Source organism: Roseateles terrae, assembly GCF_014192155.1.
Lineage (GTDB): Bacteria > Pseudomonadota > Gammaproteobacteria > Burkholderiales > Burkholderiaceae_C > Roseateles > Roseateles terrae.
Map to the genome: position 1 here is coordinate 1117284 of NZ_JACHXO010000001.1, position 14248 is coordinate 1131531.

Here is a 14248-nt window from a genome sequence, read left to right on the forward strand (position 1 = left end):
GAGCGCAATGCTAGCCGTTCCAGGGCCAGTCTGCCGGGCTCAGGCCGCGGCGGTCCAGTTCAGCGGCCAGGCGCCGTCGCGCCAGCGGGCCAGCCACAGCAGGCAGGTCAGCGATTTGGCATCGGTCAGCTCGCCGCGGATGGCCATCTGCTCCAGCGTCGCCTGGTCGTAGGCGACGACATCCAGGAACTCCCCGACGTCCAGCTTGCGCTCTCCGGCCACCAGCCCGCGCGCAAAGAAGATCTCGATGCGTTCGGTGGAATAGGCAATCGCGTTGTGCATCACCCCGGCATAGGCCCATTCGGTGGCCCGATAACCGGTTTCTTCCAGCAGTTCCCGCTGGGCGCAGACCATCGGCGCCTCGTCCGGGTCCAGCTTGCCAGCGGGGAACTCCAGCATCACCCGGCCCATCGGATACCGATATTGCCGCTCGAGCAGCAGCCGGCCGTCGTCCAGGATGGGGACGATCACCGCCGCACCGGGATGGTGGATGTATTCGCGGGTGGTTTCCCGGCCGTCGGGCAGTTGTACCCGGTCGCGGGAGACCTGAAGAAAATTGCCGCGCAACACCCACTGGGCACTGAGCGGCAATTCACGGAGGTGAGGGTCGGCGTCCGCGGCGGGCGGGATGCCGTCGAAGGGAGTGTCAGCGGTCGTCGTCATCGAACTCTCGAACACGGGTCCGGGACCGGCGCAGGTAGCGCCAGACGAAACCCGGAAAACCCAGGGTGATGAACAGCGCCAGGGCGGCAGCGTAGAACTCCCAGCCCTGGGAATACCGCTGGCCGAGGCGGGCCTCCAGGCCCACCCCGATGGCCAGCGTCAGGAGGGCCAGCAAGAACAGTTCCAGCAGACGCCAGCCGGCGGCCTTGGGCTCACGACGTGGGCCGACCAGCAGCACCCGGGAACTGAGGTAAGGCAGGTTGGCGGCCACCAGGGCCACCACCAGCACGGTCCAGACCGACGCGCTTTGCTCCATGCGGAAACGTCCCTGCCCTCTTTCGGTGCTACTTCAGTGCTTCAGTGCGTCAGCGCGCGGGTCAGCGCCTGGCTGCACAGGGTCAGCAGGCCGCCCGGCAGGATGCCCAGGACCAGCACCGCCAGGCCGTTGATCGACATCACAAAGCGCGCATCGGCAGGCGCCGTCAACCCGGCACGGTCGGTCGGTTCGTCAAAGAACATGACCTTGACCACACGCAGGTAGTAGAACGCGCCAATCAGCGACAGCATCACCGCGATCACGGCCAGCCAGATGTACAGCTCGGACCCGGTGGTGACCATCGCCTGCAGCACCGCCAGCTTGCCGTAGAAGCCCGCCGTCGGCGGGATGCCGGTCAGCGAGAACATGTAGATGGCCATGACCAGCGCATACCACGGGCTGCGCTTGTAGAGACCGGCCAGATCGCTGATCTGCTCGGACTCGAAGCCCTGGCGCGACAGCAGCATCACCAGACCGAAGCTGCCCAGCGTGGTCAGCACGTAGGTGATGGCGTAGAACATGGCGGAGCTGTAGGCATTCAGCGCGAAGTCGCTGGAGCCGTTGATCACGCCCGAGGCCAGACCCAGCACCACGAAGCCCATCTGGGCGATCGTGGAATAGGCCAGCATGCGCTTGAGGTTGGTCTGCGCAATGGCGGCGAGGTTGCCCACCACCAGCGAGGCCACCGCCATCACCAGCAGCATCTGCTGCCAGTCATTGGCCAGGCCCAGCATGCCGTCCACCAGCAGGCGCAGCGTGATGCCAAAGGCGGCCAGCTTGGGCGCGCCGCCAATCAGCAGCGTGGCGGCGGTCGGAGCGCCTTGATAGACGTCCGGCACCCACATGTGGAAGGGAGCGGCACCGAGCTTGAAGCCCAGGCCAGCCACCACGAACACCACACCCAGCACCAGCACCGCCTTGTTGGGGGCGCCGGCGGCGACCACTTCGAAGACACGCGGAATGGACAGCGAACCGGTGGCGCCGTACATCATCGACAGGCCATACAGCAGGAAGCCCGAGGCCAGTGCGCCCAGCACGAAGTACTTCATCGCCGCTTCGGTCGAGACCGTATGGTCGCGGCGCAGTGCGGTCAGGGCATACAGCGACAGGCTCATCAACTCCAGACCCAGATAGATCATCAGGAAGTTGTTGGCCGCCACCATCACGCCCACGCCCAGCAGCGACAGCATGCTCAGCGTGAACAGCTCGCCCTTGAGCATGTCGCGGGATTCGGCGTACGGACGGGCATACACCAGGGTGACGATCAGCGCGATGGCCGAGACGCCGGAGAGCAGATGGCTCATCGGGTCCACGATCATCATGCCCTGCATCGCCACCGCGGGCGCATCGCCCAGGGCCGCGAAGTGCATGGCCGCCACCACCGCCAGGCTGAGCTGGCTCAGCCAATAGGTGGGCGTGCGACGCGGATCGGTGACGAACAGGTCCACCAGCGCGACCACACAGGCCATCACCAGCAGCGCAATTTCAGGGTAGGCAGCGACCCAGTTCATTTCAGTCATTGTGGTGGGCCCTTATTGAATCTTGGACACCGCGACGTGCTTGAGCAGCTCGGTGACCGATTGGTGCATCACGTCGGTGAAAGGCTTGGGATACACGCCCATCCACAACACGGCAACCGCCAGGATGGCCAGCATCAGGAACTCACGTGCGTTGATGTCGGTCAGGGCCTTGACGTTGTCATTGGCCACCGGACCGAAGTAGACGCGCTTGATCATCCACAGCGTGTAGGCAGCACCGAAGATCAGCGCCGTCGCAGCCAGCAGGCCGATCCAGAAGTTGAACTGCACCGCACCCAGGATCACCATCCATTCGCCGACGAAACCGGCGGTGGCGGGCAGACCGCAGTTGGCCATGCCGAACAGCACCGCGAAGGCCGCGAACTTGGGCATGGTGTTGACCACACCGCCGTAGTCGGCGATCTCACGCGAGTGAACGCGGTCGTACAGCACGCCGATGCACAGGAACATGGCGCCGGACACAAAGCCGTGGGCAATCATCTGCACGATGGCGCCGGAGACCCCCAGCTCATTGAACAGGAAGAAGCCCAGCGTCACGAAGCCCATGTGGGCCACCGACGAATACGCCACCAGCTTCTTCATGTCGCGCTGGACCATGGCCACCAGGCCGATGTAGATCACCGCGACCAGCGACAGCGCCACGATCACCCAGGCGTACTCACGGGCCGCATCGGGGGCGATGGGCATCGAGAAACGCAGGAAGCCGTAAGCGCCCAGCTTCAGCATGATGGCGGCCAGCACCACCGAACCGGCGGTCGGCGCTTCCACGTGAGCGTCCGGCAGCCAGGTGTGGACCGGCCACATCGGCACCTTCACCGCGAAGGCCGCGAAGAAGGCGAAGAACAGCAGCGTCTGGGCCGACAGCGGCAGCGGCAGCTGATGCCAGGTGAGGATGTCGAAGCTGCCCGACTTGTTGTACAGGTAGAGCAGCGCAATCAGCATCAGCAGCGAGCCGGCCAGCGTGTAGAGGAAGAACTTGAACGCGGCGTAGACCCGACGCGGACCGCCCCACACGCCGATGATGATGTACATCGGGATCAGCGTGGCCTCGAAGAACACGTAGAACAGCATGCCGTCCAGGGCGGAGAACACCCCGACCATCAGACCCGACAGGATCAGGAAGGCGCCGTAGTACTGGTGCACCCGGGTTTCGATCACTTCCCAGGCCGACAGCACCACGATGATGGTGATGAAGGCGGTCAGTGGCACAAACCACATCGAGATGCCATCCACGCCCAGGTGGTAGTGGATGTTGAAGCGTTCGATCCAGTTCGCCTTCTCGACGAACTGCATCGCCGCAGTGGCGTCATTGAAGCCCGTGATCACGGGCAGCGTGACGAGGAAGCTGATCACGGCGGCGCCGAGCGCGAGCCAGCGCATTGCGCCCGCGTTCTCGTCGCGACCCAGCACCAGCAACAGGGCGCCGAAAACGACCGGCAGCCAAATGGCAAGACTTAGCAACATTCTTATTCTCCGCCGATCAACGCCCGAACAGGTTCATCAGCTGGTTGACCATGTGGGGCCACAGCTGCCAGGTCATCAGACCGACCACACCCAGGATCATGACCAGCGCATACCAGTAGAGGTGGCCGGTTTGCACCAGTCGCACCAGGCCGGCGATGCCGCCCACGGTGCGTGCACCGCCGTTGATCACGATGCCGTCGATGATGCCCTGGTCGCCCACCTTCCACAGGCCGGTCCCGAGCATGCGTGCGGCGCGGGCCAGCACGTTCTCGTTGAACCAGTCCATGTAGTACTTGTTCTCCAGGATCGTCACGATCGGGCGGAAGACCCGCGCGAGGGTGGCCGGGATCTGCGGCGCGACCATGTAGAAGATATAAGCCGTCACCACGCCCGCGAAGGCCAGCCACAGCGGCAGGGTCTTGAGCGAGTGGACCGCCATGGCGGCAGCACCGTGGAACTCTTCCGCCAGTTCGGTCATGGCGTGGTGCACGTCATGGTTCACGAAGATGGCGTCCTTGAAGAAGTCACCGTGGAGCATCGGCTGGATGGTCAGGTAACCGATCACGACCGACGGGATGGCCAGCAGGATCAGCGGAATGGTCACCACCCACGGCGATTCATGCGGCGTGTGGTCGTGGCCATGGCCGTGGTCGTCGTGATGGTCGTGCTCGCCCGGGAACGGCTTGTGGTGGAAGTGTTCCTTGCCATGGAAGACCAGGAAGTACATCCGGAAGCTGTAGAAGGCGGTCACGAAGACACCGGCCAGCACGGCGAACGAAGCGAATCCGGCCGCCGGCAGATGGCTGGCGTGCACCGCTTCAATGATGCTGTCCTTCGAATAGAAGCCCGAGAACAGCGGCGTGCCGATCAGCGCCAGCGAACCCAGCAGCGAGGTGATCCAGGTGATGGGCATGTACTTGCGCAGGCCGCCCATGTTGCGGATGTCCTGGTCATGGTGCATGCCGATGATCACCGAGCCCGCACCCAGGAACAGCAGCGCCTTGAAGAACGCGTGCGTCATCAGGTGGAACACCGCGACCGAGTAGGCCGAAGCGCCCAGGGCGACCGTCATGTAACCCAGCTGCGACAGCGTGGAGTAGGCCACCACGCGCTTGATGTCGTTCTGGATGATGCCCAGGAAGCCCATGAACAGCGCCGTGATGGCACCGATCACCATGATGAAGTTCAGCGCGGTGTCGCTCAGCTCGAACAGCGGGCTGAAGCGCGACACCATGAAGATGCCGGCGGTCACCATGGTGGCCGCGTGGATCAGTGCGGAGATGGGGGTCGGGCCTTCCATCGAATCCGGCAGCCAGACGTGCAGCGGGAACTGCGCGCTCTTGCCCATCGCACCGATGAACAGGCAGATGCAGGCCACGGTCAGCATCATCCAGTCCTGGCCGGGGAACTTGATCGCGGCCAGTTCATTCGCCTTGGCGAAGGTCTCGGTGTAGTTCAGCGAGCCGCCATAAGCCACCAGCAGGCCGATGCCCAGGATGAAACCGAAGTCACCCACCCGGTTGACCAGGAAGGCCTTCATGTTGGCGAAGATGGCCGTCGGCTTGGTGTACCAGAAACCGATCAGCAGGTAGGACACAAGACCCACCGCTTCCCAGCCGAAGAACAGCTGCAGCATGTTGTTGCTCATCACCAGCATCAGCATGCTGAATGTGAACAGCGAGATGTAGCTGAAGAAGCGCTGGTAGCCGGGGTCTTCCTCCATGTAGCCGATGGTGTAGATGTGCACCATCAGCGAGACGAAGGTCACCACGCACATCATCATCGCGGACAGGCCGTCGATCATGAAGCCGACTTCCATCTTCAGGCCGCCCAGGCTCATCCATTCATAGAGGGTCTGGTTGAAGCGTGCGCCGTCCTGGATGACGGACTTCAGCGTCATCACCGAGATGATCAGCGAGATGAGCACGCCCAGGATGGTGACGGTGTGAGCGCCGCGGCGCCCCACCTGCTTGCCGAAAAGGCCAGCCACCACCGCGCCGACCAGCGGTGCCAGCGGCACCGCCAGCAGCATGTTCTGTGAAAGTGTTGCAGACATTGTTTTTCTCTCTTCCTGCCGCCCGTCAGCCCTTCAGGGCGTCCAGCTCTTCCACGTTGATGCTGCTGCGATTGCGGAACAACACCACCAGGATGGCGAGGCCGATGGCGGACTCCGCCGCCGCGACCGTGAGGATGAAGAACACGAACACCTGACCCGCCATGTCGCCCAGGTAGTGGGAGAAGGCCACGAAGTTCAGGTTGACCGCCAGCAGCATCAGCTCGATGGCCATCAGCAGCACGATCAGGTTCTTGCGGTTCAGGAAGATGCCGATCACCGACAGGGCGAACAGGATGGCGCCCAGGGTGAGGAAATGGCCCAGCGTCAGAACGCCCATCATGCGGCTCCTTCGTTCTTCTCGGCCGGCACGGCCGGTTGTTCCACGGTCGGGGCCACCTTGATGATGCGCAGGCGGTCGCCCTTCTTGACGCGGACCTGTTCGGACGGGTCCTGATGACGCGAGTCCTTGCGGCCGCGCAGGGTCAGTGCGATGGCGGCAATGATGGCCACCAGCAGCAGCACGGCAGCGATCTGCAGCGGCGCCAGATAGTGGGTGTAGATGTTGATGCCCAGCAGCTTGGCATTGCCCAGCTTGGCCACCTCAGCCGGCATGGCCTGGGCTTCGCTGACGCGGAAACCCGGCATCAGGATCAGCGCCATTTCCAGGGCGATGAAGGCACCGATCAGACCGGCGGCGGGCACATGCTTCCAGAAGCCCTTGCGCACCGTGTCTGAATCGAAATCCAGCATCATCACGACGAACAGGAACAGCACCATGACGGCGCCGATGTACACCAGCACCAGCGTGATGGCCAGGAACTCCGCCTTGAGCATCATCCAGATGCAGGAGGCGTTGAAGAAGGCCAGGATCAGGAACAGGGCCGAATAGACCGTGCTGCGAGCCGTGATCACAAGGACCGACGACCCGAGCAGGACGACCGAGAAGAAGTAGAACAGCAGGGTTGTGATGTTCATGGGGTTTCCTGCAAGCAGGCTGAGGCGCAGGGCCGGCCGCCCTCCCCTCGGGGAAGGCCGCCAGACCGCCGGACTCAGCGGTACTTGGCGTCGGCCTCCTTGCTGGCTGCGATTTGCGGCTCGTAGCGGTCCCCGACAGCCAGGAGCATTTCCTTGGTGAAGTAGAGGTCGCCACGCTTTTCGCCGTGGTATTCGAAGATGTCGGTTTCGACGATCGAGTCCACCGGGCAGCTTTCTTCGCAGAAGCCGCAGAAGATGCACTTGGTCAGGTCGATGTCGTAGCGGGTGGTTCGGCGCGAGCCGTCCGCACGCACATCGGACTCGATGGTGATGGCCATGGCCGGGCACACCGCTTCGCACAGCTTGCAGGCGATGCAGCGCTCTTCACCGTTCTCGTACCGGCGCAGCGCATGCAGACCGCGGAAACGCGGCGACAGCGGCGTCTTCTCTTCCGGGAACTGCACCGTGATGTTGCGCGAGAGGAAATGCCGGCCGGTCAGGGCCATGCCCTTGAACAGCTCGGTGAGCATGAAGCTCTTGAGTAGGTCCTTGATGGAGCTCACAGCGGACACCTCGGATTACTTCCAGATATTGAAGGGGGACTGGATCCACAGACCCACCAGCACCAGCCACACCAGGGTGACGGGGATGAAGATCTTCCAGCCCAGACGCATGATCTGGTCATAGCGGAAGCGCGGGAAAGTCGCACGCACCCACAGGAAGCCGGTCACGACCACGAAGGTCTTGAAGAACAGCCAGAACCAGTTCCACAGCGGCATGGTCTTCTCGATGATCGAGGGGGTGTCCATGCCCAGCAGGCTGAAGGAGATCGGCGCGGCCCATCCGCCCAGGAACATGACCACGGCCAGGGCGGACACGAGGATCATGTTGGCGTATTCGGCCAGGAAGAACATCGCGAACGACATGCCCGAGTACTCGATCATGTGGCCGGCCACGATTTCCGATTCACCTTCCACCACGTCGAACGGGTGACGGTTGGTTTCGGCCAGGCCCGAGATGAAATACACCACGAACACCGGCAGCAGCGGCAGCCAGTTCCAGGAGAGGAAGCTCAGGCCCATCGAGGCGAACCTGCCGGTGTCCTGGCTGACGACGATGTCGGTCATGTTCATCGAGCCGGTGACCATCAGCACGATGACCAGCGCGAAGCCCATGGCGATTTCATACGACACCATCTGCGCCGAGGCCCGCAGTGCACCCAGGAAGGCGTACTTCGAGTTGGAGGCCCAGCCGGCGATGATCACGCCATAGACTTCCAGCGAGGTGATGGCCATCACGAACAGCAGGCCGGCATTGACGTCGGCCACGGCCGCGCCCGGACCAAAGGGCACCACCGCCCATGCGGCCAGGGCCGGCATGATGGTCATGATGGGGCCCAGGAAGAACAGGCTCTTGTTGGCCGCCGACGGGATGATGATCTCCTTGAAGATCAGCTTCACCGCATCGGCGATCGGGGTCAGCAGACCCATCGGGCCCACGCGGTTCGGGCCCGGGCGGATCTGCGACCAGCCGATGGCCTTGCGTTCCCACAGGGTCAGATAGGCCACGCAGAGCATCAGCGGTGCGACCACCGCGATGATCTTCAGCAGGCTCCAGATCACCATCCAGGTGCCTGCCCAGAAAGCGCCATCCATCAGCGAGGCGCCGGCGTTGTACAGGTTATCCATCGTCTCGTCCTCAGGCCTTGGTCACGCTGACGGCGCCGAACAGGGCACCCAGCGCGGCGGTTTCCGGCACACCGGCGGGCACACGCACCACGTTGGCGGCCAGGCTGGCGTCGAGCTGCGCGGCCAGCACGGCTTCGCCGGCACCGGCCTGCGTGACGCGAACCTGGGCGCCCTGCCCTTGCAGGCCGAGTTCGTTCCACAGGGCTTGCGACAGGCCGACCAGAGCGGCGTCGCGGCCATCACGGGTCAGTTGCAGCGAGCTGGCGCGTCGCACCAGGGCGTCGGTGGCGTAGATCGGCACGGCGGTCAGGCGTTCCAGACCCTGGGCAGCCGAGGACGCGGACGCAGCGGACGCCTGCACGTTGTTGCTCAGACGATCGCTCAGTTCGGTGCTGACGCCCAGGGCCGCATTGCGGACCTGTTCGGAGCTGTCGAACTCGAAGCCGGACAGGCCCAGCAAATTGCCCAGCACGCGCAGGATCTTCCAGGCCGGACGGGTTTCGCCGCGGGCCTTCACCACACCAACGAAGCTCTGCAGGCGACCTTCGGCATTGACGAAGCTGCCCGAGGTCTCGGTGAACGGCGCGGCGGGCAGCAGCACGTCGGCGTAGTCCAGACCGGTCTTGAACGGGCTCAGCACCACCACCATCTCGGCGGCAGCCACGGCCTTGGCCGCAGCGGCGGCGTTGGCACCGTCCAGCACCGGGTCGGTGTTGAGCAGCACCAGGGCCTTGGCCGGCTGGTCGTTCAGCAGTTGGGCGGCGGAGCGGCCACCCTGGCCCGGACGGGCCTTCACCAGCTGTGCGCCGACGGTGTTGGCGGCGGCACCCATCACACCGACGCTGGCGCCGGTCTGTGCACCGATCCAGTTGGCCAGGGCCAGCAGGGTCGAGGCTTGCGGATGCTGCACGGCGGCATTGCCCAGCAGGATGGCCTTGCGTTCACCCGACAGCAGAGCGTCGGCCAGGCGGCGGGAAGCGTCCGTCGCTTCACCAGCGACCGGCGCACTGCCGCCCTTGACGCTGGCGATGGCCGCAGCCACACCGGCCAGTTCCTGCACCCAGGCGCTCGGGGCGGCGGTGATGCGGGAAGCCACCGGCATCAGCCAGTTGTCTTCAGCGGCGCCCAGGGCCAGGATTTGCGCGCCTTGACGGGCGGCCTGACGCAGACGCTGCGCAAACAGCGGATGGTCCTTGCGCAGGAAGGAGCCGACCACGAAGGCGCGGTCCAGCTGCGACAGCGAGGCGATCGAGGTGCCCAGCCAGAAGGCCTTGCCGGCTTCGGCGCGGAAGGCCGGATCGGCCGCGCGCAGCGCGGTGTCGATGTTCTCGCTGCCCAGGCCGCGCACCAGCTGAGCCAGCAGATGCAGCTCTTCGACGGTGCTGTGCTCGGAACCCAGGCCGGCGATGGCGGCAGCGCCCTTCTCGGACTTGATCTGCTTCAGGCCATTGGCCACGTATTCCAGCGCGGTGGTCCAGTCGACCGGCTTCCACTGGCCGCCCTGCTTGAGCATCGGGGTGGTCAGGCGCTCGTCGCTGTTCAGCGATTCATACGAGAAGCGGTCGCGGTCGGCGATCCAGCATTCGTTGACCGCTTCGTTTTCCATCGGCACGACGCGCAGGACTTCATTGCCCTTGACCTGGACGACCAGGTTGGCGCCAGTGGAGTCATGCGGGCTGACGCTCTTGCGGCGCGACAGTTCCCAGGTGCGGGCGCTGTAGCGGAAGGGCTTGCTGGTCAGCGCGCCGACCGGGCAGATGTCGATCATGTTGCCCGACAGCTCGGAGTCCACCGTCCGACCGACGAAGGTCTGGATCTCGCTGTGCTCGCCGCGGTGGGCCATGCCCAGTTCCATCTGGCCAGCGATTTCCTGGCCGAAGCGCACGCAGCGGGTGCAATGGATGCAGCGGCTCATCTCCTCCATGGAGATCAGCGGGCCCACGTTCTTGTGGAACACCACCCGCTTCTCTTCCGAGTAGCGCGACTTGCCGGCGCCGTAACCCACGGCCAGATCCTGCAGCTGGCATTCACCGCCCTGGTCGCAGATGGGGCAATCCAGTGGGTGATTGATCAGCAGGAACTCCATCACGCCCTGCTGGGCCTTGATGGCTTTGTCGCTCTTGGTGCGCACGATCATGCCCTGCGTCACCGGCGTGGCGCAGGCAGGCAGCGGCTTGGGCGCCTTTTCCACGTCCACCAGGCACATGCGGCAGTTGGCGGCGATGGACAGCTTCTTGTGATAGCAGAAGTGCGGGATGTAGGTGCCGGCCTTTTCGGCGGCATGCATCACCATGCTGCCTTCAGCCACTTCGACCTTCCGGCCGTCGAGTTCGATTTCAACCATAGCTTGTTCTCAGCGGCTCCGGTATCAGGCCAGCGACCCGGCTAGGGCATGACGCGGTTGGGAAGGGGAAGACTGGGCCTGCTCGATCATGGCGACGAACTCATGCTTGAAGTGCTTGATCATCGCGCGCACCGGCATGGCTGCGGCGTCGCCCAGGGCGCAGATGGTGCGACCCTGGATGTTGTCGGCCACCGAATTCAGCAGGTCGATGTCTTCCATGCGGCCCTTGCCGTGGGCAATGCGTTCGATGACGCGGTGCATCCAGCCGGTGCCTTCGCGGCAGGGGGTGCACTGGCCGCAGGACTCGTGGGCGTAGAAGTAGGACAGGCGCAGCAGGCTGTTGACCATGCAGCGCGAGTCGTCCATCACGATGACGGCGCCCGAACCCAGCATCGAGCCGGCCTTGGCGATGGAGTCATAGTCCATCGTGCACTGCATCATGATGTCGGCCGGCAGCACCGGGGCGGACGAACCACCCGGGATCACCGCCTTGAGCTTGCGACCGGTGCGCACACCGCCGGCCAGCTCCAGCAGCTTCTCGAACGAGGTGCCCAGCGGCACTTCATAGTTGCCGGGACGGTTGACGTCGCCCGAGACCGAGAAGATCTTGGTGCCGCCGTTGTTCGGCTTGCCGATTTCCAGGTAGGGCTGACCGCCGTTGCGGATGATCCAGGGGACCGCCGCAAAGGTCTCGGTGTTGTTGATGGTCGTGGGCTTGCCGTACAGGCCGAAGCTGGCCGGGAACGGCGGCTTGAAGCGCGGCTGGCCCTTCTTGCCTTCCAGCGACTCCAGCAGCGCGGTTTCTTCGCCGCAGATGTAGGCGCCGAAACCATGGTGCGCATGCAGCTGGAAGCTGAAGTTGCTGCCCAGGATGTTGTCGCCGAGCAGGCCGGCCGCACGGGCTTCTTCCAGGGCGGCTTCGAAGCGCTCGTACACCTCGAAGATTTCGCCGTGGATGTAGTTGTAGCCGGTGCGGATGCCCATGGCGTAAGCCGCGATCGCCATGCCTTCGATGACGATGTGCGGGTTGAACATGAGGATGTCGCGGTCCTTGCAGGTGCCCGGTTCGCCTTCGTCCGAATTGCAGACGAGGTACTTCGGTCCCGGGAACTGGCGGGGCATGAAGCTCCACTTCAGGCCGGTGGGGAAACCGGCGCCGCCACGACCGCGCAGGCCCGAAGCCTTCACCTCGGCAATGACCTGGTCCGGCGTCAGACCTTCGCCGCCGTCCTGGCCCAGGATCTTGCGCAGGGCCTGATAACCGCCACGCGCCTGATAGTCCTGGATCGACCAGTTCTTGCCATTCAGGTCCGCATAGATCTGCGGGCCCAGGTGACGGTCATGGAAGCAGGTCTCGGCACCCGTCGATTGCCACTTGGAGAGATCGATGTTCATGCGCGTTCCCTCAGTTCTTGGCAGCGTGCGCCTTCAGCGCATCCACCAGTTCATCCAGGCGCTGATGGCTCATGAAGCTGCACATCTGGCGGTCATTGACCAGCATCACCGGCGCATCGGCGCAGGCGCCCAGGCATTCGCTCTTCTGCACGGTGAACAGGCCGTCGGCAGTGGTGCCGCCCTCTTCCACGCCCAGCTTGCCGCACAGATGGTCCAGCGCCTTCTGGCCGTCGCGCAGCTGGCACGGCAGGTTGGTACAGACGTTCAGCTTGAACTGGCCCAGCTTGCGCTGGTTGTACATGTTGTAGAAGGTCGTGACCTCGTAGACGGCAATGGCCGGCATGCCGAGGTAGGCGGCAATCGCATCTTCCGCCTCGCGGGACACAAAGCCCTGCTCCTGCTGCACGATCGACAGGCAGGCCATCACGGCCGACTGCGCCTGCTCGGCCGGGTACTTGGCCACTTCGCGGGCAAAGCGGGCCCGCGTGGCGTCGCTCAGCACAAACGGGGTGCCGGCGGTCTTCACAATTTCAGTGCTGCTCATCGCGTCACCACTCAACGGTCAATTTCACCGAACACGATGTCCATCGTGCCGATCACGGCCACCGCGTCAGCGATCATGTGGCCACGCGCCATCTCATCCAGCGCGGCCAGATGCGAATAGCCCGGAGCGCGGATCTTCAGGCGGTAGGGCTTGTTGGCTCCATCGCTGATCATGTAGATGCCGAATTCGCCCTTCGGATGCTCCACGCTGGCATACGCCTCGCCCTCGGGGACGCGGAAGCCTTCGGTGAACAGCTTGAAGTGGTGGATCAGCTCTTCCATGCTGCTCTTCATCGCCACGCGCGACGGAGGGGCCACCTTGTGGTTGTCGGTGATCACCGGACCCGGGTTGGCCTTCAGCCACTTCACGCACTGCTGCACGATGCGGTTGGACTGGCGCATTTCTTCGACGCGCACCAGATAGCGGTCGTAGGTGTCGCCGTTGGTGCCCACCGGAATGTCGAAGTCCATCTTGGAATAGACGTCGTAGGGCTGGGTCTTGCGGGTGTCCCACGCAATGCCGGAGCCGCGCAGCATCGGGCCGGTCAGGCCCAGATTCAGGGCACGCTCGGGCGACATCACACCGATGCCGACCGTCCGCTGCTTCCAGATGCGGTTGTCGGTCAGCAGGGTTTCGTAGTCGTCGACGTTGGCCGGGAACCGGTTGCAGAAGTCTTCGATGAAGTCCAGCATCGTGCCTTGACGGTTCTCATTGAGACGGTCAATGGCCTTCTGGTTCTTGATCTTGCTGACCTTGTACTGCGGCATGCTGTCCGGCAGGTCGCGGTAGACGCCGCCCGGACGGAAGTAAGCCGCATGCATCCGGGCGCCGGAGACTGCTTCGTACATGTCGAAGATGTCTTCCCGCTCGCGGAAGCAGTAGATCAGGATGTTCATCGCGCCGCAGTCGATGCCGTGCGCCCCGAGCCACAGCAGGTGGTTCAGGATGCGGGTCAGCTCGGCGAACATCACGCGGATGTACTGGGCGCGCTCGGGCACTTCCAGGCCCAGCATCTTTTCGATGGCCAGGCAGTAGGCATGCTCGTTGGCCATCATGGACACGTAGTCCAGACGGTCCATGTAGGGCAGCGACTGAATGAAGGTCTTGGTCTCGGCCAGCTTTTCGGTGGCGCGGTGCAGCAGACCGATGTGCGGGTCGGCGCGCTGGATGACTTCGCCGTCCAGCTCCAGCACCAGACGCAGCACGCCGTGGGCGGCCGGGTGCTGCGGCCCGAAGTTCAGGGTGTAGTTCTTGATTTCGGCCAT

General features: G+C 64.1%; 13 protein-coding genes. All 13 read right to left on the minus strand.

The window, feature by feature from the left end; genetic code table 11:
- Positions 1–39 precede the first annotated feature (39 nt).
- The 13 genes from FHS28_RS04645 to FHS28_RS04705 all read right to left on the minus strand — a co-directional run bounded on the left by FHS28_RS04645 (position 40) and on the right by FHS28_RS04705 (position 14248).
- Positions 40–663, minus strand: a complete 624-nt coding sequence (locus FHS28_RS04645; RefSeq protein ID WP_088448873.1) for an NUDIX domain-containing protein — start codon at positions 661–663, stop codon at positions 40–42.
- Entirely contained in the window at positions 647–979 is a 333-nt protein-coding gene (locus FHS28_RS04650) for a DUF2818 family protein (RefSeq protein ID WP_088448872.1), read from the minus strand. The genes FHS28_RS04645 and FHS28_RS04650 overlap by 17 nt, the downstream gene beginning before the upstream one ends.
- Positions 980–1020: 41 nt before the next feature.
- Positions 1021–2499 (minus strand): NADH-quinone oxidoreductase subunit NuoN, encoded by a 1479-nt coding sequence (gene nuoN / locus FHS28_RS04655; RefSeq protein ID WP_088448871.1) that lies wholly within the window; start codon positions 2497–2499, stop codon positions 1021–1023.
- Between the two features lie 12 nt (positions 2500–2511).
- On the minus strand, positions 2512–3981 hold the full coding sequence (locus tag FHS28_RS04660; protein ID WP_088448870.1) for an NADH-quinone oxidoreductase subunit M: 1470 nt from the start codon (positions 3979–3981) through the stop codon (positions 2512–2514).
- 16 nt (positions 3982–3997) lie between these two features.
- Entirely contained in the window at positions 3998–6037 is a 2040-nt protein-coding gene (gene nuoL, locus FHS28_RS04665; protein WP_088448869.1) for an NADH-quinone oxidoreductase subunit L, read from the minus strand.
- 25 nt (positions 6038–6062) lie between these two features.
- Positions 6063–6374, minus strand: a complete 312-nt coding sequence (gene nuoK, locus FHS28_RS04670; protein ID WP_058935569.1) for an NADH-quinone oxidoreductase subunit NuoK — start codon at positions 6372–6374, stop codon at positions 6063–6065.
- Complete coding sequence (locus FHS28_RS04675; RefSeq protein WP_088448868.1) at positions 6374–7012, minus strand: NADH-quinone oxidoreductase subunit J; 639 nt, start codon at positions 7010–7012, stop codon at positions 6374–6376. The genes nuoK and FHS28_RS04675 overlap by 1 nt, the downstream gene beginning before the upstream one ends.
- A gap of 74 nt (positions 7013–7086) precedes the next feature.
- Entirely contained in the window at positions 7087–7584 is a 498-nt protein-coding gene (nuoI, locus tag FHS28_RS04680) for an NADH-quinone oxidoreductase subunit NuoI (RefSeq protein ID WP_058935571.1), read from the minus strand.
- Between the two features lie 6 nt (positions 7585–7590).
- Positions 7591–8700, minus strand: a complete 1110-nt coding sequence (nuoH, locus tag FHS28_RS04685; protein ID WP_088448867.1) for an NADH-quinone oxidoreductase subunit NuoH — start codon at positions 8698–8700, stop codon at positions 7591–7593.
- Between the two features lie 10 nt (positions 8701–8710).
- Positions 8711–11044, minus strand: a complete 2334-nt coding sequence (gene nuoG, locus FHS28_RS04690; protein ID WP_088448866.1) for an NADH-quinone oxidoreductase subunit NuoG — start codon at positions 11042–11044, stop codon at positions 8711–8713.
- 24 nt (positions 11045–11068) lie between these two features.
- Entirely contained in the window at positions 11069–12439 is a 1371-nt protein-coding gene (gene nuoF / locus FHS28_RS04695) for an NADH-quinone oxidoreductase subunit NuoF (RefSeq protein ID WP_088448865.1), read from the minus strand.
- Positions 12440–12449: 10 nt separating this feature from the next.
- Positions 12450–12983: an NADH-quinone oxidoreductase subunit NuoE family protein gene (locus FHS28_RS04700; RefSeq protein ID WP_088448864.1), complete on the minus strand. Its 534-nt coding sequence runs from the start codon at positions 12981–12983 to the stop codon at positions 12450–12452.
- A gap of 11 nt (positions 12984–12994) precedes the next feature.
- Complete coding sequence (locus FHS28_RS04705) at positions 12995–14248, minus strand: NADH-quinone oxidoreductase subunit D (RefSeq protein ID WP_088448863.1); 1254 nt, start codon at positions 14246–14248, stop codon at positions 12995–12997.